This is a genomic window from Pseudomonas sp. S3_C06, assembly GCF_054667675.1.
In genome coordinates this window covers 1,671,491-1,693,008 of record NZ_CP162747.1, presented here as the reverse complement: position 1 = coordinate 1,693,008, position 21,518 = coordinate 1,671,491, and the positions used below count along the sequence as shown (strand labels likewise).

Below are 21,518 nucleotides of genomic sequence, written 5' to 3'. Positions count from 1 at the left end.
TCCCTTTTTCTCCTTCGGTGGATGTGTCCATGAAAGCTTTGCAATTCGATAAAACCGGCGACCTGTCTTCCTTGCGCTGTGTCGAGGTACCGACCCCGGTACCCGGCGTTGACGAAGTGCTGGTGCAGATCAAGGCGGCCGGCCTCAACCCCAGCGATGTGAAAAACGTCCTCGGCCGTTTTCCGTACACCACGCTGCCACGGATTCCCGGCCGCGATTTCGCCGGCGTTGTCGTCGAAGGCCCGCAGGCCTTGATCGGTCAGGAAGTCTGGGGCACTGGCCGTGAGCTGGGCTTTTTCGCCGACGGCACTCACGCGCAATTCGTCAAACTGCCGGCCAATGGCGTGGCGCACAAACCGTCGCACCTGAGTTTCACTCAGGCCGCCAGCCTCGGCGTGCCGTACACGACGGCGTGGGATGCGCTGGAACGCAGTCTGGTAAAGACTGAAACACGTTTGCTGGTGATCGGTGGCGGTGCGGTGGCCACGGCAGCATTGGCGCTGGCAAAAGTGCGTGGCGCGCAGTTGCTGGCAGCGGCGCGGCGCCCGGAGCAGGTGGCGGAGTTGCATGCGCAGGGCTATAAGACGATTCAGCTGGATAAACCCGAAGACCTCGGTGCGCAAGTCAATGCGGTGTATCGCGGCGGCGCCGATGTGATCTTCGACACCACCGGTTTCTGGTTGCCGGCGTCGGTGGCGGCATTGGCCACCTTCGGACGGATCGCGATCATCGCCGCGCCGGTGGACGGGCATGTGCAATTGCCGGCACTGGCGCTGTATCGCAAGGGCGGTTCGGTGGTCGGGATCAATTCGCTGCTGTATGGCGTAGAAGCCTGTGCGGCGATGCTGGAGCAGTTCGGGCGGTTCTTTGATGAAGGGTTGTTGCCGTTGCCGCAAGGGTTGGTCGAGGCGCCGTTGGCTGATGGCCTGGCGCGCTACGCCGACGTCAATCAAGGCAGTGGCGACAAGGTCATACTTATCCCCTGACATACCCCAAAAAAACCTGTGGGAGCGAGCCTGCTCGCGAAAGCGGTCTGTCAGCCAACATCTTGATCGACTGACACAACCTCTTCGCGAGCAGGCTCGCTCCCACATTTTTACTGTGTGTAGCTCAGGATTGCGGTACGCCGTTTTCCCACGCCGACCAGTTTTTCAGGATGTCCTGCACCAGCGGATTACCCGCGCGATAGAGGTTCTCCAGCGCCGGCACAAAACCGCCCTGATCGGCGTACTTGAGCAGGTTGTCCACTTCACTGCCACCCGGCTCCGGGCGGTCAAAGTCGGAGCCGGCACGCACCACGGCGAGGCGTTGCACATCGACCAGACCTTCACGACTGGCACGCAGCAACGCCTCATAGGTCGAGTTGTCTTCCTGCTGCGTCGTACAGTATTCGCCCTTGTTGTCGGTCAGCAGTTTGGTCCAGACCTCGGCCCGTTCGCTCAGGCGCGTGCCGGAAAACCAGGTGTTGCCGGCCAGCGTGTCGCAGCGGGTGACAACCGGTGGCTGGTTGGCCGGGGCCGACGGGTATTTCAGGCGCCACGCGGCGGACTCCTTGCTTTCGCTCAGTTCGACTTTATGGCTCAGGGCGAACGCCTTGTCCTGCAGCTTCGGGTTGAGCTCGAAGACCTCAGTCTTGTAATCCAGCGGCGGTTTTTCGTTCGGGCCTTTGGTGTTGATGCCCAGATACCCGGTCGGCCAGCTCGATGGCGCATCGCGCGAATCGATCTCCCATTGCGTGCCGAATTCCACCAGATAGTGCGCCCATGCAGCGGTGCCGATGGTCCCGTGTTTCGGGCTGATCCCGGCAATGCCAGCGATCAGGAAGTAGCTTTTGCGCAGGTCGAATTTCGGCGACAAGGCCAACGCTAATGTCGAGGCGGCCGCGTTGGTCTGGCCCATACCGGTGGTCAGCAGGCACACCTGCTGCGTGTTGCAGCGGATGCTCGGGTACTCGGCGGACAGGCCCGGCACGCGGATTTCCTGCTTCAACTCCAGGCGATCAATCCAGTTTTGTGCCTCGGGGGCGAACATGGTGATCAGCACGACTTTCGGTTGAATCGGGGCCTCGGCCGCCCATGCGGTGGAAGAGAGCAGGGCCGCGCCGGCCAAGGTCAAACGCATCATTGCTTGCATGAAAAACTCCTTGATTCAGAATTGATAACCGACGCCGGCGTAGTAACCCCAGCCGTTTGAACGCGCACGGAAATTGCCATCGCCAAAATTCAGCTCGCTGCCGTCCTCCCAGTTGCCGCCGTTGTGGAAATAACGGCCAACCAGGGTGAAGCGCAAGTGGGTGAACGAGTAGAGCAGGACGTTGGTCGCCACCGTCGCATTGGCCGTGCGTGCCGGGTTGTCTTTATGGATGTCCGAGCCGAAATCGAAGTTGGTGAAACCGATGTAGGTCAGCGAAGCGCCGTTGCTGAATTTGTCGATCGGCACGATGTACTTGAGCTGCGCGCGGTAGCCGTCCCACGAATATTCGTTGCTGGCGCCGTAGTTTTCCCACTGATAGCGACCGTAAAGGTTGGCCGACAGATTGACCCGCGAGTGGGTGTCGATGTCGGTGCCGAAACCGCTGTAGAGGGTGTTGGCGCGGTTCTCCTTGCGGCTGCCGTGGTCGTAGATCCAGTCGAACGCGACGTACCATTCCTTGAACGGACCGATGGCCAGGCTGCGGCCGGCGAGGTAATCAATGGAGATACGCGGTTCGTGTTCCATGAACACTGGTGAGCCGTGATCCCACACACCTTTGTCGTGGCTGTTGCCGATGTTGAAGATCTTCGGAATGTCGACATAGCCGTACAGTTCGAACGGACCTTTGCGGCCGAAATACTCGTATTCCAGATAGATATCGTCGGCCGGTTGCGGGCCGAAGCTGATGTCCTTGCTGCCAATCAACATCAGGTCCTGGTTGTACCAGTCCGACAGATAGGCACCTTTTTTCGGCGGACTGGCTTCGGGGCTGAGGGCTTCGCCCTGGGCGGATTCTTCGGCTGGCACCGGTTGCGCCAGAACGCTGTGGCTGAGAACTCCGGTAACGCCGGTCAGTAGCAGGGAAACAGCGAGCGTGCGCGCAAACGGTGCGCGAAAAGGGCATGCGATGGGCATTCAAAGTCCTTTTTTTGCGGATCGAGGCCCGTGTTCCGTGGGCTTGTACGGTTTTGTTACGAAAACGTTGGTATTGACGTTACGCAAACGTTTGCACAAGGCGTACCAGTTTTCTCAATGCTCTGAAATTTCGAAGGTTTCGCAGCATTTGCTGATGGGGCGGTCAGGTACGGTTTTGCGCACCCCAAGCCCCCTGTGGGAGCGAGCCTGCTCGCGAAGGCTGAATATCAGAAAAGTAGCTCTCAGCTGACCCACCGCTTTCGCGAGCAGGCTCGCTCCCACAGGTTTTGTATCGCCCTCAAGACCAGTGCTGGCTGGCTGAAACACCGATTCCAGACCCCTCTAGTATTAAAGTATTAACACCATTTAATCCGTGCCCCATTGCCGGGCGTCTACTAGCGTTGTCCCCAATAACGCGGTTTTGTGATGACCGTCGCAGTCTTGATTCGCGTGTGGAATAAGCACGGTTCTACGCGCCCTCAAGGAAGAAATTGGCCACGACAAGGAGTAGCCCGTGGAAGCAAGGTTTGGTGTCGCCCTCGTTTCGCGCTTTTCCCCTCTTTCCCTTGCTGTGCACTTGAGCGTCGCCGGGCTGCTGTTCGGCGGGGTCAGCGCACCTGCGCTGGCCACGTGCTCCACGGCGGGTTCGACGGTGACCTGTACCGGCGTGCCGAGTCTGCCGCTGTTTCTCAACAACTTCTCCAGTGCCACCAGTGGCCTGACGGTCAACGTCAACAGCGGGGCGCAGATGAACGCGACCCTCGGCGGCCACGTGATGGACCTGACCGGGGTGAATATCTCGCTGAACAACTCCGGGACGATTGACCCGGCGCTGCTGGGTCTGGTTTCGGTATTGAGTGGCGGTGCATTCATCGGCACTGGCGCAACAAGCACGGTCAGTGTGCTCAACAACGCCAGCGGAATCATCCGTGGTACGGGCATGCTGCTCGGGCTCAACCTGACCAGCATCGACGGCTTGGCCCTTTCGGTTAACAACGCGGCAACCGGCACCACCAGCATCACCAACAACGGCACCATCACCTCGACCGGACTCTCGATCGGCGGCATCACGTTGGCGGATACCCCGGTGATCGGCGTTTACGGTGGCTCGCAGGTCAACATGACCAACAGCAGCACCGGTGTGATCAACGGCCGGATCGCGTTCGAAACCTCGGCGGCGGGCAACACCTTCACCAACGCCGGTGCGATTACCGGCGGTGTGTCGATGGGCGCGGCGAGCACCAACACCTTCACTGCGGTGACCGGCTCCAGCGTCAACGTCGGTGACGGTGTACAGATCAGCGTCGGCCTCGGCGGTTTGATCGGCATCAACCTGACCTTCGCCCCGACCGGTACGGTCGATGGCGGTGCGGGCGGCACCAACAGCCTGATCCTGCAAAACCCGGCTGGCGTCGGCGGCGGTATCACCGGGACTGGCACGGCATCGAGCGCCACCTACATCAACTTCAACAACCTGACCCTCAACAGCGGCACCTGGACCTTGCAGGGGCCATTGGTCAGCGGCGCGACCACGCTCAACGGCGGTATCGCGAATTTCAACAACAACGCCACCTTCGGCAGCGGCGTAATCACCTCCAACGGCGGGACTCTGCAGGCCAGCAATGCCGGGTTGAACATCAGCAATCTGATCTCCCTCGGCGCCGGCGGCGTCACCGTGCAAGGCAGCAACGCGACCACCCTGAGTGGGGTGATTTCCGGCAGCGGCGGTTTCACCAAGGCCGGTACCGGCCAGCTTAATCTCAGCGCCGCCAACACCTATCTGGGCAATACCACGCTCAATGGCGGCACCGTGCAGTTGGGCAACAATCAGGCGTTCAGCACTGGCACCCTCAACGTCACCGGCGCAACGACCCTGAGCGCACCGGGCACCATCAGCCTGGCCAACGCCATCAGCCTCGGCGGCAGCTTGACCGCTGGCGGCACTGGCGCACTGACCCTCGGCGGTTTGATCAGCGGCAGCAGCGGCCTGACCAAAACCGGTACTGGCAGCCTGACCGTCAGCGGCGCCAACAGCGGTTTCACCGGCACCACCACCCTCAGCGCCGGCAGTCTGCTGGTGACCAACAACAACTCGCTGGGCAGCGGTGCACTGAACACCGCCGCCGGCACCAGTCTCGACAGCACCGCCAACGTCACTCTGGCCAACAACATCGCGATGACCGGCGCGCTCAACGTGCTCGGCAGCAATGCCCTGACCCTCGGTGGCGTGTTGTCCGGCACCGGCGCGATTACCAAATCCGGCAGTGCCAGCCTGACGTTGACCGGCAACAACACCAACAGCGGCAACACGCTGCTCAATGCCGGCAGCCTGTTCGTTGGCAGCAACACCGCGCTGGGGACCGGCGCGCTGAATGCGGCGGCTGGCACCACACTGGATGCGACCACGGCGGTGACCCTCGCCAACGCCGTCGCGCTGGCAGGCGATCTGACCCTTGGCGGCACGCAGGCATTGGGCCTGAGTGGCGTCGTCAGCGGCGCCGGCAATCTGATCAAAAACGGCACCGCGAACCTCAGCCTAAGTGGCAACAACAGCTTCTCTGGCGGTACTGCGCTGAATGCCGGCACGCTGATTGTCGGCTCCAACACCGCGCTGGGCACTGGCGCCTTGACCACGGCGGCAGGCACTACGCTGGATGCCAGCACGGCGGTGGCGCTGACCAACGCGGTTTCGCTCGGCGGCAACCTCACCGTCGGTGGCAGCGCCAACCTGACCCTCGGCGGGATTGTCAGCGGCAGCGGCGGGCTGACCAAAAACGGCGCGGCCAACCTGATTCTCAACGGCACCAACACCTTCCTCGGTGCCGTCGCGTTGAACGCCGGTACGATCACCGCGGGCGCCAACGCGGCGCTCGGCAGCGGCAACATCACCGTCGGCGGCGTCGCCAGCCTCGACAGCAATGCGGCGGTGACGCTGAACAACGCGGTCATTCTCAACAACAGCCTGGGCATTGGCGGCAGCAACGCGCTGACCCTCGGCGGGGTGATCAGCGGCGCCAGCCAATTGGTCAAAAACGGCGCGGCCAATCTCACGCTCAGCGGCGTCAACACCTATAGCGGCGGCACCACGCTGAATGCCGGCAGCCTGACGGTCGGCAACGGCGCGGCACTGGGCACCGGCGCCTTGTCGGTGGAAGGTGCGGGCACGCTCAACAGCAGTTCGGCCGTGACCCTGAACAACAACGTGATTCTCAACGCCAACCTCACCGCTGGCGGCGCCAATGCGCTGACCCTCGGCGGAGTGATCAGTGGCGGCAACGGTTTGATCAAGACCGGCGCATCGAGCCTGACCCTCAACGGCAACAACACCTACACCGGCACCACGGCGCTGAATGCCGGTTCACTGATTGTCGGTTCCAGCACCGCCCTCGGCACCGGCACACTGAACGCCTCGAACGGCACCTCCCTCGATGCCAGCGCCGCCGCGACGCTGGCCAACAACGTCAACCTCGCCGGCACCTTGACTGTGGGCGGGACCAATGCGCTGACCCTCGGCGGCGTGGTCGCCGGTATCGGTGGACTGACCAAGAACGGCGCTGCCGACCTGACCCTCAATGGCGCCAACACTTATTTTGGCAACACCGCGTTGAACACCGGCAAACTGACCGTCGGCAGCAACACCGCGCTGGGTTCCGGTACGTTGAACGCGGCGGCCAACACCATGCTGGACGCCAACACGGCGGTCAGCCTGAACAATGCCGTGGCACTCGCCGGTGCCTTGAACATCGGCGGCACGGCGAATATGACCCTGACCGGTCTGGTCAGCGGCGCCGGCAGTCTGGTGAAAGACGGCGCGGCCAATCTGATTCTCAATGCGGCCAACAATTACCTTGGCGGCACCACGCTGAACGCCGGCACCCTGACCGTCGGCAACAGTTCGGCGCTGGGTTCCGGTGCATTGACCGTCGCTGGCGCCGCAACGCTGGACAGCAACTCGCCGCTGGTCAGCCTCAACAACGCGGTCGCATTGAATGCGGCGCTGACCGTGGGTGGCACGCAGAATCTCACCCTCGGCGGCGTCACCAGTGGCACCGGCCAGTTGATCAAGGACGGCGCAGCCAACCTGACGCTTAACGGCAACAACACCTTCAGCGGCGGCACCACGCTCAATGCCGGCACGCTGACCCTTGGCAATGCCAACGGTCTGGGCAGCGGCGCATTGATCGTCGGCGGTGCGGCGACTCTGGATAACAGCGCCTCGTTCGGCATCGGTAATGCGATCACGCTCAACGCCGGGCTGACCGTTGCCGGCAACAACGATTTGAGTTTGAACGGCATCATCGACGGCGCTGGCAGCCTGACCAAAAACGGTCTGTCGGATCTGACCCTCGCGAGCAGCAACACCTTTACCGGGGCGCTGAATATCGTGTCCGGTAGCGTCACCACGCTCAACAGCAATGCGCTGGGCAGCACTTCCGGGGTCAACATCAGCGCCGGCGCCGGTCTGAATCTGGGCAGTGACGCCAGCCTCGGCGCGCTGACCGGCAGCGGCAGTGTGCAACTGACCGGCAGTAACACCCTGACCGTCGGCGCCGGCAACGTCACCAGCACCTTTGACGGCGATCTCAGCGGCAGCGGCGGCCTGGTCAAAGTCGGCACCGGCACCTTGAACCTCACCGGGATCAACGGCATTACCGGCAACACCGCGATCGATGGCGGTATCGTGAACCTCAGTGGTTCGCTGGGCAGTGCGCAAGTCAACGTCAATACCGGTGGCACGCTGACCGGTACCGGCTCGGCGCTCGGCGCGGTCAACATCAACAACGGTGGGCATCTGGCGTTGTCGTCGGGCAACACCTTGTCGGCGAGTGCTCTGACGCTTGGCGCCGGCAGCAACGTTGATGTGGCACTGGGCACACCGTCGACCGCGTCGCTGATGAATGTCGGTGGCAACCTCACCCTCGACGGCAATCTTAATGTCAGCGATGCCGGCGGTTTCGGCGTCGGCGTGTATCGCCTGTTCAACTACACCGGCGCCCTGACCAACCTCGGTCTGGACGTGGCCAGCGTGCCGGTCGGTTATGGTCTCGGCGATCTGCTGGTGCAAACCGGCGTGGCCAATCAGATCAACATTCAAGTCTCCGCGCCGAACAGCAACATCCGTTACTGGGACGGCAGCCAGACCATCGCCAACGGCGTGGTCGATGGCGGTAGCGGCACGTGGAATGCGGTCGGCACCAACTGGACCGATGCCAATGGTTTGGTCAATCAGCCGTGGGCCGGTGATTTCGCGGTGTTCCAAGGCACCGCCGGCACGGTAACGGTGAGCGGCACGCAAGCGTTCACCGGCATGCAATTCCTCACCGACGGTTACAACCTGGTCAACGGTGCAGCGGGGCAACTCACAGCGGTCAACGGCACTGGCGGCACCACTTCGTTGCGCGTCGATCCGGGTGTGACGGCGACCATCAATGCCAATATCGATGGCAGCGGCATCCTCAATAAACTCGACGCCGGCACCTTGGTGCTCGGCGGTGCCAACACCTATACCGGCGGCACGCAACTGGACGGCGGCAAGATTATCGTCGGCAGCAACACCGCGCTCGGCACCGGTACGTTGACGGCGAATGCCGGCACGCAACTGGACAGCAATGCAGCGGTGACACTGGCCAACGCCGCGACGCTCAACGGTAACCTCACCGTGGTCGGCAGCAATGCGCTGACCCTCAACGGCGTGATTGGCGGCACCGGTGGCCTGATCAAAACCGGCACGGCGAACCTGACCCTCGGCGGTAACAATGCCTTTCTTGGCCCGGTAGCCTTGAACGCCGGCGGACTGATTCTGGCGTCGAACTCGGCACTCGGCTCCGGCACGTTGAACGCGGCGGGCGGCACCACGCTGGATGCGAGCACTGCGGTTTCGGTAAACAACGCGGTCAACCTGGCCGGCAATCTCGGCATCGGCGGCACGGCGGATCTGACCCTGGCCGGTACGGTCAACGGCGCCGGCAGCCTGAGCAAAAACGGCGCAGCCAACCTGACCCTCAGCGGCAACAACAACTTCCTCGGCGGCACCACCCTCAACGCCGGCACCCTGACCGCCGGCAGCAACTCGGCGCTGGGCCTGGGCAACCTGACCGTGGCGGGCGCCTCGGCGCTGGACAGCAACAGCGCGCTGAGCCTGGGCAACAACGTTGTGCTCAACGCCAATCTGAGCAACACCGGCAGCAACAACCTGACCCTCGCAGGTGTCGTCAGCGGCGCGGGCGGGCTGATCAAGGACGGCGCGTCGAACCTGACCCTCAATGGCATCAATACTTACTCCGGCGGCACCACACTGAATGCCGGTACGCTGACCCTTGGCACCGGCGGCGCTCTGGGCAGCGGCGCGCTGACGGTGGCCGGCGCTTCGACCCTCGACAACTCCGCGCCACTGGTGCTGGCCAACAACCTCAACGTCAATGCCAATCTGGCCCTGGCCGGTAACAACAACCTGACCCTCGGTGGCGTGATTGCCGGCGCCGGCACGTTGACCAAGAACGGTCTGTCCGACGTGACGTTGAGCGGCAGCAACACTTTCAGCGGCACCTTCGATGTGGCGTCCGGCAGCCTGACCACACTGAGTGGCGCGGCGCTGGGCAACAACGCCACGGTCAATCTCGCGAGCGGCGCGGCGTTGAATCTCGGTGTATCTGGCAGCCTCGCCAGCCTTACTGGCAGCGGCACGGCGCTGATCGGCACGGGCAATACGCTGAGCCTCGGCGGCAACAACGTCAGCAGCACCTTCGCCGGCATCCTCAGCGGCGACGGCAGCCTGAGCAAACTCGGCAGCGGCACCCTGACCCTCAGCGGCATCAGCGACCTGAGCGGTGACACCAACGTCAACGCCGGCACCTTGCAGGTCAACGGCTCACTGGCCAGTGGCAACGTGCTGGTCAACAGCGGCGGCAATCTCGGTGGCAGCGGCACGTTGACCGGTGCCGTGACGGTGGCCGATGGAGGTCATCTGGCGGGCGTCACCGGCAGTACGCTGAGCGTCAGTTCGCTGCTGTTCAACGGCAATTCCAACTTCGACGTCGGCCTCGGCACACCGGTGTCCGGTGGCGGCAATGCGCTGGTCAATGTCGGCGGCAACCTGACCCTCGACGGCACCCTCAATGTCAGTGATATCGGTGGTTTTGGCAGCGGCGTCTATCGCCTGATCGACTACACCGGCGGCCTGACCGACAACGGCATGCTCTTCGGCACACTGCCGGGCAGCGTCAGCCCGGGCGATCTGCAACTGCAAACCGCACTGGCCAATCAGATCAACCTGCTGGTGACTGCACCGGGCGTCACCGTGCAGTTCTGGGACGGCAATCAACTGGTGGCCAATGGTTCGGTGGAGGGCGGCAGCGGCACCTGGGGCACCGGCACCACCAACTGGACCGACGTCAACGGCACCACCAACCAAGCCTGGACCAACAGCTTCGCGGTGTTCCAGGGCGCGGCCGGCACGGTCACTGTCAACGGCGCACAAACCATCACTGGCATGCAGTTCGTCACTGACGGCTACAGCTTGGTGAATGGCACGGCGGGCTCGCTGAATCTGGTCAACGGTTCGCTGGGCAATGCCACGGTGCGGGTTGACCCGAACGCCACGGCAACCATCGGTGTTGCGCTCAACGGCAGCGGCACGCTGGGCAAATACGACAGCGGTACGCTGGTGCTCAACGCGGCCAACGGCTACACCGGCGGCACGGCGCTCAATGGCGGCAAGATTGTGGTCGGCAACAACGCGGCGCTCGGCACTGGCGTGTTGACTGCTGCCGACGGCACAGCGCTGGACAGCAACGCGGCCGTCAGTCTGAGCAACGACGTGGTCGTCAACGGTGGTCTGACCGTTGCCGGCTCCAATGCCTTGACCCTCGACGGCGTGGTCAGCGGCAGCGGCAGCCTGATCAAGGCCGGCGCATCGAGCCTGACCCTCAACGGCAGCAACACTTACAGCGGCGGCACTCAGCTCGCTGGCGGCACGCTGGTTCTTGGCAACAACAGTGCGATCAGCAGCGCTGCGCTTAACGTGACCGGTGACGGCACGCTCGACAGCACCTCGGCGCTGCAACTGGCCAACGCCGTCAACCTTGGCGCGCAACTGACCCTGGCCGGCAATCAGAACACCACGCTGATCGGTGCTCTGACCGGCACCGGCAGTCTGGCGAAAAACGGTGCCGGCGATCTCGTGCTCAGCGGCGCCAACACCTACAGCGGCGGTACCACGTTGAATGCCGGCACTACGCGCGGTGACACCAGCAGCCTGCAAGGTGCGATCGTCAACAACGCAACGCTGACCTTCGAACAAAACGCCGACGGCAGCTACACCGGTAACCTCACCGGTACCGGCACGCTGAACAAAACCGGTACCGGTGAGTTGCTGCTGACTGGCAACAACAGCTTTACCGGCAACACGTCGGTGCAGGCCGGCAATCTGATCGTCAATGGTGTGCTCAACAGCGCCAACGTCAGTGTCGCCAGCGGCGCGAGCATCGGCGGTGGCGGTCAGCTCGGTGGCGCTGTGCAACTGGCTGACGGTGCGACGCTGGCCGGTGGCGGCACCGCGACGCCGTTGTCGGTCGGTTCGCTGGCACTGTCCTCAGGGACCAATCTGGACTTCAGCCTCGGCTCGGCGGCCAGTTCGACCACCGTGGTCAATGTCGCCGGCAATCTGACCCTCGACGGTACGCTGAACATCAGCAACGCCGGCGGCTTCGGCACCGGGGTTTATCAACTGTTCAGCTACGGCGGCAGTCTGACCGACAACGGTCTGGTGTATGGCAGCCTGCCGGTGTCGGCGGCCAATCTGACCCTGCAAACTGCGATTGCCAATCAGATCAACCTGCTGGTGCAAGGCACCCCGGGTGAGGTGCAGTTCTGGAACGGTGGCACCACCAATCCGGACGGCAGCATCGGTGGCGGCAGCGGTGTGTGGGGACCGGACACCAACTGGACCGATCCGAGCGGTACTCAGGCCCTGGCTTCAAATGGGCAGTTCGCGGTGTTCGGCGGTCAGGCAGGTACGGTGACCGTGCAGGGCAATCAGAACTTCACCGGCCTGCAATTCCTCGCCGGCGGCTACAGCCTGGTCCCGGGGGCTGGCGGTACGCTGACCCCGGTCAACGGTACGGACGGCAGCCTAGCACCGGTGCGGGTCAACGCCGGCGCGAGTGCGGAAATCTCCGCGCCGCTGGTGGGCACTGGCGGGATCGAGAAACTCGACTCCGGCACGCTGGTGCTCAGTGGCGCCAATACCTACAGCGGTGGCACCACGGTCAGCGGCGGTACGCTGGTCGGTAACACCACCAGCCTGCAGGGCAATATCCTCAACAACGCATCGCTGCTCTTCTTGCAGAACTTCAATGGTCAGTTCAATGGATCGCTGCGCGGACTTGGCGCGATGCTTAAACGCGGTACCGGCACCTTGCTGTTGACCGGTGATAATCCGTTCAGCGGCACGGTCGCGGTCGATCAAGGTGTGTTGCAAGTCGGCAGCCTTGCGGCGCGCGCTTCGTTGGGTGGGCAAGTCACCGTGGCCAACGGCGCCGGTCTGAGCGGCAACGGCAGTGTCGGCTCGGTGGTCAACCATGGCGTTGTCGCCTCGGGCTCCGAAGCGGGCACCCTGAGCGTGGCCGGTAACCTGACCAACGCTAGCGACGGTGTGCTGGCGCTGACGGTCAGTTCGCCAACCGCGACGCCACTGGCAATCGGCGGCACGGCAAATCTGGGCGGCGCCTTGCAAGTGAACTCGCTGGCACCGTTCACCGGCAACACCACGTACTCGCTGATCACGGCGGGCGGTGGCGTGAATGGCACCTTCAGCGCTGCGGATCTGCCGCAATACGCGTTCCTCAATACCGCACTGGTGTATGACGCCAACGCAGTGAACCTGGTGGTCAGCCGCAACGGCAATTCCTTTGCCGATGTCGCCGCCACTGACAACCAGTTCAGAACCGCCACCGCGCTGTCGAACAACGGCCCGGCCGGCGCGACGTTGCAGAACGAGATCGTCAACCTCAGTGTCGCCGGTGCGCGTAACGCCTTCGACAGTCTGTCCGGTGAGATCCACGCCAGCACCGCCAGCGCCATCCTTGAGGATTCGCGCTATGTGCGTGACGCGGTCAACGATCGCATGCGTCAACCGTCATGCAGCGCGGCGGATGATCCACGCCGCGCCCTGGCGCCAAGTGGCAATCAACTGAGCAGCAACGGTTGCCACGGCGAGATGGTCGGCTGGGCGCGGGCACTCGGCGCATGGGGCGAGTCGGATGGCGACAGCAACGCGGCGAAGCTCGACCGCAACCTCAGCGGCTTCATGCTCGGCACCGACAAGCAACTCGATGACCAGTGGCGCGTGGGCATGGCCGCCGGTTACACCCGCAGCGACCTCGATGCCCATGACCGTCGCTCGGATGCCACCGTCGAAAGCTACCACCTGGCGGCGTACCTCAACTCGCAGTTCGATGCCCTGGCGGTGCGCCTCGGCGCGGCTTACAGCTGGCACGACATCGAGACCAAACGCAACGTCAGCGTCGGCAGCTACAACGATCGCTTGAAAGCCAACTACGACGCACGCAGCGCGCAGGTGTTCGGTGAAGTCGGTTACACCATTGAAGCCGGCGGCATTGCCCTCGAGCCGTTCGCAGGGCTCGCCTACGTCAACTACGACACCGACAAGGCCAAGGAGAAAGGCGGAGCAGGGCGCCTGGAAGCCGATGCTGATCAAGACATCACCTTCTCGACCCTCGGTGTGCGCGCCGGCAAAGTCATCACCCTGGCCAACGGCGGGCAGTTCACCCCGCGCGCGGCCATCGGCTGGCGCCATGCCTTCGGCGACACCAAGCCTGATGCTGATCTGACCTTCATCGACGGCGGCGCCTCGTTCAGCACCCAAGGTGTGCCGATCGCCAAGGACAGCGCCATCGTTGAAGCGGGAGTCGACTTCCAGATCAGCCCGACCGGCAAACTCGGGGTCGGCTATTCCGGACAACTGTCGAACGACAGCAATGACCATGCGATGACCATCAGCTTCAGCCTTGGCTTCTGATTTAGGGTCGAAGCACTTTTAGCCGCCCGTAAGGGCGGTTTTTTTTGGGGTTCAAAACATCGCATGGTTTGCTATGGCGTGACGGGTGCCGGTCCGCAGTTCGTGGGGTTCTGCTTGGCAGCGGCAGGAGACGCGTCGGCAGAAATTTTTTCGTCAGTGCACGCTTGCGTCTTCGTATCCGAGTGGTCAGCCGCCTTAGCCTTGCTCAATGCGTCATTCTCGGCGGGCACTGGATCTTTTTCTTTCATTTGCACTTTCAGTTCGATTTCAACGCGACGGTCCACTGCCAGACATTCCTTCTGTTCGGGAATACTTATATTTCGCGGACATTCTGACTTGGGTTGCAAAGAACCTTGACCCAACATTTTCACGTGAAAATTTTTGTCTGCGTTAAACAGATCTTTGATTTCCATATACACGCTGTTAGCGCGACGCAGGGAGAGAGCGACATTGGAATCGTTTTCCTTTAGCACTGGTAGCCTGTCGGTGTGACCAGTAATGGTGGCCGACAGTATTCTCAGATGATCGGTTTCAAGCTTGTTTCTTGTATCCGTAGCGAATTCACCCAGCCGGGCTTTTCCATCGTCGCTGATTTTGTCTACATAAATGTCAAAAAGAGTATCGGTATTGAGTGTCACGCAGGTATTGAAACTGTCGTTCTTGTTTTCTTGCGTCAATACCTTCACGCCGCTGCGATCAAGCTCGATTTTTGCAACTTTTTTATCCCATTTTTGACTTTCCTTATTGTAGGTAAGCAACTGGACCAAGCTGCGTTCTCCCAATCCATGCCAAAGAACATTGAAATGATGAACAATGTTGGTTTGGTTGCCGTCTTTCGTACAGCCATACACTGAAAGATTAAGCTCTTTTGCTACATCGCTTACAATTTTCTGATTGTCTTCACTTAGCACGAGGGAAACATTTTTTTGCTGCACACCAATGAAGCCAAAAGTGCCATCAATGAATTTTCCCAGAAGAGGAGGCACCAATGCTGCAGGTATGATGAACGCCAGGAAAAACACAAGCACTCTTTGCCATGTTCTTTTTCGCTTGGTAGCCGCGTCTTCACCTGGTAAGTCGGATTTCCACAAATTGATAGAAATGTGCAGCATAAAGCCGCTTGCAGCGGATGCTGCGAGTGCCGTCCAGTCAGCGAGAAGATAGGCAACGAGTCCCAGTGCGGCAAAAAATATGAAGCTGAAGATTGCAGCGAATATTTTTTCGAATCCGTTTTTTTCTTTTATTGCTGAATAGGCAAAATTAAAAGCCAGAAAGCTTGCTCCTAGCCAGTAGGAATACAAGAAGCCAAATCCTAAAGCAATAAAGATAAAGACAAGACTGTCGGCAAGATTAAGTCCGGTAGGGAAGAAGTTGATAAGAAAAGCGCAATATCCCCATGTAATGAAAATTCCAAGTGCGATGATGAGCTTGACTGAAAACGAACCGGCTTTTGCGAGATTCTCAATTAGTTCGGACACGTATATCCCTGGATGTATTTATAAGGTAGTTGGATGGTTACAACTACCTTGTGGTGGATGGTGTACTTCACCACTCTTTTAAAGAAGGCGTTAGCTACGTCTTGGATCAAGTCGCCAGACTGCTTTCCAACTCAAGCAGCAACCGGTCATTTTCTTCCATCGCCTGCGCCAGACTCCGGTCAAGCCTTTCACCCACCTCGATGATTTCGCGGTCGCGGTTCACGCCTAGAGGATCAAGCCTGTCCACCAGGTAAACAACAAAAGTGCTGGCCAGCCCTGTCAGTGCGCCGACGATGACCGCAGACAAAATCGCCCCCACAGTGCCGAGCCCGGGAATCAGCAGCATTTGTTTTTCGATGACTTCTTCAAGTGCGACACCGGCAATGATCACACCTCCGGCGCAAGTGATCTTGATCGCCTCGTGTGCTGCCTGACGCAGGGTGAGTCCCTCAGGAGGCAGCAACAGTGTCTTCAGTGCCTTGAGCAACGACAGGAATCCTTCACGGAACATGCGCACAGCACGTTTGCCCGTGGTGACAAAGACGTTGATCAGGGTGGTGACTAGGTTGGCCAGTACGCCGGCCACGAAGCCTGCGCCACCGGCAGCCAGCGCCGTTTGCCATTGATTGCCGACTCGTTTGGCAACGCGCCCGAGGCGCGCGCGTAGCTCCGGGACCAACGATTCGTGGCTTCGGCCATGGCGGTACAGGTCCATCAGTTCGTCGAACGTTGCGCTGAAAAACTCGATCAGCATGACGCCGAAGGCTTGCTGAAACGCCATTTTGCCGCCTTCCTTGAGGCTGGTCCTGGCAAGGTCCGCTTTGAACTTGTCGCTTTTGTAATAGGCGTCGTTGAGTTTCTTTTCATACTCGGCACGTGCTGCCTTGTCCTTCGCCAGCAGCAGATCAGGGTTCTGCGCGATGGCTTCATGCTGTTTGAGCAGATTGAGGCGATTTTCTTCTTTAGGCGTCAGTTCGGTTTTCTCCGACAGCCGCTGCATTTCCTCCCGACGACTGACCGACTGCGTCTGCAGCTTTTCAACAAGTTCGGTGGCACTCAATTTACCTTTTGACTGGTTAAGCGCTTTCTTCGTCGGATTCAGATTGGAGTCGACATTTGCCAGTTTCGGTGCATCGAGATCGGCCAGCACTCGTCCCGGATCGGTATAAATTTCATTGGCTGAAATGGTGTGGTCGAGGTTGCGCGGATCCTGCTTCTTGTTCTGGCCGAAGGTCTCGTTTGTGTAGGCGTCCTTGAGGGTGCCCGATTGCTGAGCCAGCGTGTCTTTGGCGTTTTTGTCGGTGTAAGCCTTGTCCTTGTGAAATTTGTCCGAATCATAAGCAGGCAAGTCGGTGTACTTCCTGGCAGCAGCATCGCTGGCGTACACCTCATTCCTCGCGTTATTGATGGTGTCGACGTTGCCGCCTTTTTTATCGTAAACCGCGAGCACTCGACCCAACCCGAAAGGTACCGCAATAGCCTGCAACACCTCGCGTCTACTGTCCCCGATGAGTTGCTCGAAACGTTCCTGATTGAACGCTTGCGAGTAGCCTTTGAGCGCTTCCTGGGCTTCATCATCCGTGACGTCAAGCTCCACCGAAAAATCAGCGGCAAGAAAATCGCCCTCCAACAGCAGAGGGCTCAGGGGCTCCTCAAGCAATTGTCGAGCAAGGTCAGCCTCGGGCAACCCGACGAGGCGGGTCGCACTGGCAACCGTTGCTTGCTGGCGTTGCCGGGCTTTGAAACGTTCGATTCGATCCGTCATGGCAGTTCTCCTTTCAAGCAGCGGCAGACAACTGCGCCCATCCCGAGCGAAACGCTTTCTGCGGCTCACTCATTTCACCGTTCAGCGTCGTGACGAAATCGATGATTTCATCGAACAACGCTTGCGCCTCAATTCCGGTTTTTCGCGCTCGGATGAAAGCCTCCTTGAGCGTCGGAGGATTGCTAGCGAGCAGATTCATCGCTGCTTGAACTTTGGCGGGCAGGAAGTCGCTACCCATGCCCAGCAGGAACTCATTGATTTGCTGCTTATCCTCTTCACTGGCGCCGCCATTGCACGCGGCACTCGCCTGTGCAACGGCTTGCATGGCAATCAGCATGCGGAAATAGGCTTCATGGCTGTCAATGCATGCCTTGGCTTTTGCGAGCGCCTCGCAGAAGCGCCTTTCCCTGACCTCACTCTTCGCCTTTTCGCGGTTCTCGCCGCGAGTTTCAGCATTTTTTTCCTTGCGCTCTTCCAGTTCTTTTTTGGCATTCCAATAGGTCGCCATCGAGGTTCCGAAGTCGGCTACATAGTCCCGGGAACTGTCGTAACCGCTGGTGATGGTTTCGCGGGTGAAATCGTAAGCATCACTCAGGACATCGCCCACTTTGTCAGCAGCGTCCACAACGGATTCAACGGCCGCGGTGTAAACGTCTGCCACAACGTCGGCGGCGTTGGAGGCGGTTTCGACAGTGGAGTTGTAGGCATCGGATACGGCATCGCCAACCTTTTCGGCTGCTTCAGTCACGACGTCAGTCACCGCATCGGCGGCATCGGAAATCGTTTCGACGGTGGCGCCATACAGATCGCCGACTTTGTCTCCAACGATGTCAGCGGCTTCTGCAACGGTCTCGCGGGTCGCATCGAATGCGCGGCCGACCGCGCTGGTGATAGAGGAGAAAATAAATGTCGTGTTGAAACTTTCTGGACAAAAGGGCTCGGGTTCGCGTCGCCAAGAATCGATAAAGGAGCCAGTTTCGGTTGGTTTGGAGGCGCGTTGTTTCATAGTAGTCCCTGACTTTGAATGAAGCGTTGCGCGATTCTCCCTGGTTGAAGGGTGATGTCAATATGCCTTCAGTTATCTTAAGAGGGATTGACACCGCCGGACTGATTTGGACCTCTGCTAGAATCGCCCCCATCAACAGCCTGAGACTCCCCCATGAGCGAGCCGATTCGTCTGACCCAATACAGCCACGGCGCCGGTTGCGGCTGCAAGATTTCCCCGCAGGTGCTGGAAGTGATTCTGGCCGGCAGCGGTGCCCAGAACCTTGATCCGAAACTGTGGGTCGGCAATGCCTCACGCGATGACGCGGCGGTGTATGAGATCGATGCCGAGCGCGGCGTGGTGTCGACCACGGACTTTTTCATGCCGATCGTCGATGACCCGTTCGACTTCGGCCGCATTGCCGCGACCAACGCGATCAGCGACATCTATGCAATGGGCGGTGATCCGCTGATGGCCATCGCGATTCTCGGCTGGCCGGTCAATGTGCTGGCGCCGGAAGTGGCGCGTGAAGTGATTCGCGGCGGCCGTGCCGTTTGCGACGCGGCGGGCATTGCGCTGGCGGGCGGGCACTCGATCGATGCGCCGGAGCCGATCTTCGGCCTCGCCGTCACCGGACTGGTGGAAAAGCGCCACATGAAGCGCAACGACACCGCCACCGCCGGTTGCCTGTTGTACCTGACCAAACCGTTGGGCATCGGCATCCTCACCACCTCCGAGAAGAAGGGCAAATTGCGTGCCGCCGATGTCGGCGTAGCCCGCGACTGGATGTGCACCCTGAACAAACCCGGCAGCCGCTTCGGCAAACTCGCCGGTGTCACGGCAATGACCGACGTCACCGGTTTTGGCCTGCTCGGGCATCTGGTGGAAATGGCGGACGGCAGCAAGCTCACCGCACGCATCGCCTATGACCGGGTGCCGCGTCTGGACAGCGTCGAGTATTACCTCGATCAGGGCTGCGTGCCCGGCGGTACGCTGCGCAATTTCGACAGCTACGCGAGCAAGGTCGGCCGTGTGCAGGAGCTGCATAAACGCGTGCTCTGCGACCCGCAAACCAGTGGTGGTCTGCTAATCGCCGTGACGCCTGAAGGCAATGAAGAATTCCTTGCTATCGCCGCCGAACTGGGCCTGAACCTTGCGCCAATCGGCGAACTGGTTGAGCGACAGACGAACGCAGTCGAGGTGATTTGATGCTCCGCGACTGCACTGACTACCGAGACATTTTCCTCAACGACCGGCCGCTGATGGATGCCCGCGCGCCGATCGAGTTCTCCCACGGTGCGTTCCCCGGGGTAGTCAATCTGCCGCTGATGAACGACCGTGAACGCGAACAGGTTGGCACCTGTTACAAACAGCATGGGCAGCAAGCCGCGATAGCCTTGGGTGAGCGGCTGGTGTCCGCCGAGATACGGGAGCAACGCATTCAAGGCTGGGTCGAGTTTGCCCGTAACAATCCCGATGGTTATCTGTATTGTTTTCGCGGCGGCCTGCGTTCGCAGATCGTCCAGCAATGGATCAAGGATGAGGGTGGCATCGATTACCCGCGTGTCGGCGGTGGCTACAAGGCAATGCGCACGTTCCTTCTGGAGACGGTCGATCAGGCTGTGGCCGAATGCGACTTGGTCTTGCTCGGTGGTATGACTGGCACGGGCAAGACTGAGGCGCTGGTGCAGCTGAGCAATAGTCTCGATCTGGAAGGCCATGCCAATCACCGAGGCTCGAGTTTTGGCAAGCGCGCCACCGGGCAACCGACGAACATCGATTTCGAAAATCGCTTGGCCGTTGATGTGCTGAAAAAACGTGCCGGCGGGACCAGGCAATTTGTCCTGGAAGACGAGAGTCGGGTGGTCGGTAGCTGTGCTTTGCCATTGTCACTTTATCGGGGCATGCAAGCGGCGCCTCTGGTCTGGCTAGAAGACAGCCTCGACAATCGGGTCGAGCGGATCCTGCAGGATTATGTAATCGACCTGCATGCAGAGTTCGTCGCTGTGCATGGCGAGCTCGGTTTTGCTTTGTATGCGGAGCGATTGATTTCCAGCCTGAACAATATTCAGCGACGACTGGGTGGCGAGCGCTATCAACGCATGTATTTGCAGATGGAAGCGGCGCTGTCCGAACAGGCGCGCAACGGTTCGGTCGAGCTCTTCCGTGAGTGGATCGGTGTATTGCTGCGCGACTATTACGACCCGATGTATGTGTTTCAGCGTGAGAAGAAGGGCGGGCGGATCGAGTTTGCCGGGGAGCGTGAGGCGGTGCTTGAGTATTTGCGTGAGCGGGTGAATCAGACGCTTTGAGGTTGTAGCGGCGGGCCCCTTCGCGAGCAGGCTCGCTCCCACATTGGATCTGCGTGAAATACAAATCCCCTGTGGGAGCGAGCCTGCTCGCGAAAGGGCCGGGCCAGGCCACACAAAACTCAGGTCGGACAGGTATCTTTGCCGTTATCCAGCCCCTGCTTGTAGCTGTGGCTTTGCAGACTGGCCTTGCCGTTGTGCCAGGTCAGGGTCAGTACATACAGCGAGTCAAAGTCGTTGCCCGCCCAGTCCTCGGTGATGTTCTGCTTCTCGCCGACCGCTTTGCCCGCCACCTTGTTGATCAACTCTGGCAGATAGCCGTGCGACCAGGCGGTGTAGATCGTCGAGTTGTGATACTTGTCTTCCAGCAGTTCGCGGGCCAGATCGCTGGTGTCGTTGGCCGAAAACTCGATGTTCACCGGCAGGCCTAGCTTGATCGCCGCCGGGCTGATGGTCATCAGTGGGCGGATGTAGCTGTAGGAGTTGTCCAGCTCACCTTCCTCGACATTGCGCGTCGGATTGGCGGCAAACACGTAATCGGCCTTGCCGAATTTTTCCGGCAGCAGGGTCGACAGGTCGATGGCGCGGTTCAGGCCCTGACAGTTGAGCTGACCAAGACCGCCCTCGGGTTTCTCTGCGTGGCGCAGGAACACCAGCGTCTGGGTGCCGTCCACCGGTTGCGCACGGCTTTCGCTGGACTCAAGCGACAGGAACAGCGCACTGACAGCCAGCAGGGAAGGCAGGGCCACATACGCGCGATGTTTGAAGCGTTTGGCGAAACGCATAAGGTTCGTCATGAAATAGAAAGTTCTTCAGCTGATTCAATTAAGGCTGA

Annotated in this window: 10 protein-coding genes; 4 read left to right on the top strand and 6 right to left on the bottom strand. The window is 60.5% G+C overall.

Going from position 1 to position 21,518, the window contains the following annotated elements:
- Positions 1-29: 29 nt before the first annotated feature.
- Positions 30-986 (top strand): quinone oxidoreductase family protein, encoded by a 957-nt coding sequence (locus AB4N44_RS07275; RefSeq protein ID WP_460109514.1) that lies wholly within the window; start codon positions 30-32, stop codon positions 984-986.
- A 124-nt stretch (positions 987-1,110) separates the two neighbouring features.
- Here AB4N44_RS07275 and AB4N44_RS07270 read toward each other — a convergent pair whose 3' ends face one another.
- Together AB4N44_RS07270 and AB4N44_RS07265 are read right to left on the bottom strand one after the other, a co-directional pair.
- Positions 1,111-2,133, bottom strand: a complete 1,023-nt coding sequence (locus AB4N44_RS07270; RefSeq protein ID WP_460158198.1) for a purine-nucleoside phosphorylase — start codon at positions 2,131-2,133, stop codon at positions 1,111-1,113.
- Positions 2,134-2,148: 15 nt separating this feature from the next.
- Positions 2,149-3,108 carry a nucleoside-specific channel-forming protein Tsx gene (locus tag AB4N44_RS07265; protein ID WP_460158197.1) on the bottom strand — a complete coding sequence of 320 codons (960 nt, stop codon included), beginning with the start codon at positions 3,106-3,108 and terminating at the stop codon, positions 2,149-2,151.
- A 514-nt stretch (positions 3,109-3,622) separates the two neighbouring features.
- Between AB4N44_RS07265 and AB4N44_RS07260 the strand changes: the two genes are divergently transcribed.
- A complete protein-coding gene (locus AB4N44_RS07260) occupies positions 3,623-14,146 on the top strand; it encodes an autotransporter-associated beta strand repeat-containing protein (protein WP_460109516.1) in 10,524 nt (3,507 codons plus the stop codon).
- A 71-nt stretch (positions 14,147-14,217) separates the two neighbouring features.
- On the opposite strand, the gene AB4N44_RS07255 is transcribed toward AB4N44_RS07260, so the two are convergent.
- From AB4N44_RS07255 to AB4N44_RS07245, 3 genes are all read right to left on the bottom strand, one after another.
- The gene (locus tag AB4N44_RS07255; protein ID WP_460109519.1) at positions 14,218-15,624 is read right to left on the bottom strand and encodes an OmpA family protein; all 1,407 of its coding nucleotides are present in this window, start codon (positions 15,622-15,624) and stop codon (positions 14,218-14,220) included.
- 106 nt (positions 15,625-15,730) lie between these two features.
- On the bottom strand, positions 15,731-17,389 hold the full coding sequence (locus tag AB4N44_RS07250) for a hypothetical protein (protein WP_460109522.1): 1,659 nt from the start codon (positions 17,387-17,389) through the stop codon (positions 15,731-15,733).
- Between the two features lie 13 nt (positions 17,390-17,402).
- Positions 17,403-18,395 (bottom strand): hypothetical protein, encoded by a 993-nt coding sequence (locus tag AB4N44_RS07245; protein WP_127929059.1) that lies wholly within the window; start codon positions 18,393-18,395, stop codon positions 17,403-17,405.
- 153 nt (positions 18,396-18,548) lie between these two features.
- Here AB4N44_RS07245 and selD point away from each other — a divergent pair, with 153 nt between their 5' ends.
- Positions 18,549-19,583: a selenide, water dikinase SelD gene (selD, locus tag AB4N44_RS07240; protein ID WP_460109525.1), complete on the top strand. Its 1,035-nt coding sequence runs from the start codon at positions 18,549-18,551 to the stop codon at positions 19,581-19,583.
- Positions 19,583-20,686: a tRNA 2-selenouridine(34) synthase MnmH gene (gene mnmH, locus AB4N44_RS07235; RefSeq protein WP_460109528.1), complete on the top strand. Its 1,104-nt coding sequence runs from the start codon at positions 19,583-19,585 to the stop codon at positions 20,684-20,686. The genes selD and mnmH overlap by 1 nt, the downstream gene beginning before the upstream one ends.
- Positions 20,687-20,805: 119 nt before the next feature.
- Here the strand turns inward: mnmH and AB4N44_RS07230 are convergent, their stop codons facing one another.
- Entirely contained in the window at positions 20,806-21,480 is a 675-nt protein-coding gene (locus AB4N44_RS07230; RefSeq protein WP_150651608.1) for a histidine phosphatase family protein, read from the bottom strand.
- Positions 21,481-21,518 lie beyond the last annotated feature (38 nt).

Coding starts and splice junctions, on each gene's coding strand:
- AB4N44_RS07275 (WP_460109514.1), top strand. CDS start 30: ATGAAAGCTTTGCAATTCGATAAAACCGGCGACCTGTCTTCCTTGCGC.
- AB4N44_RS07270 (WP_460158198.1), bottom strand. CDS start 2,133: ATGCAAGCAATGATGCGTTTGACCTTGGCCGGCGCGGCCCTGCTCTCT.
- AB4N44_RS07265 (WP_460158197.1), bottom strand. CDS start 3,108: ATGCCCATCGCATGCCCTTTTCGCGCACCGTTTGCGCGCACGCTCGCT.
- AB4N44_RS07250 (WP_460109522.1), bottom strand. CDS start 17,389: ATGACGGATCGAATCGAACGTTTCAAAGCCCGGCAACGCCAGCAAGCA.
- AB4N44_RS07245 (WP_127929059.1), bottom strand. CDS start 18,395: ATGAAACAACGCGCCTCCAAACCAACCGAAACTGGCTCCTTTATCGAT.
- selD (WP_460109525.1), top strand. CDS start 18,549: ATGAGCGAGCCGATTCGTCTGACCCAATACAGCCACGGCGCCGGTTGC.
- mnmH (WP_460109528.1), top strand. CDS start 19,583: ATGCTCCGCGACTGCACTGACTACCGAGACATTTTCCTCAACGACCGG.
- AB4N44_RS07230 (WP_150651608.1), bottom strand. CDS start 21,480: ATGACGAACCTTATGCGTTTCGCCAAACGCTTCAAACATCGCGCGTAT.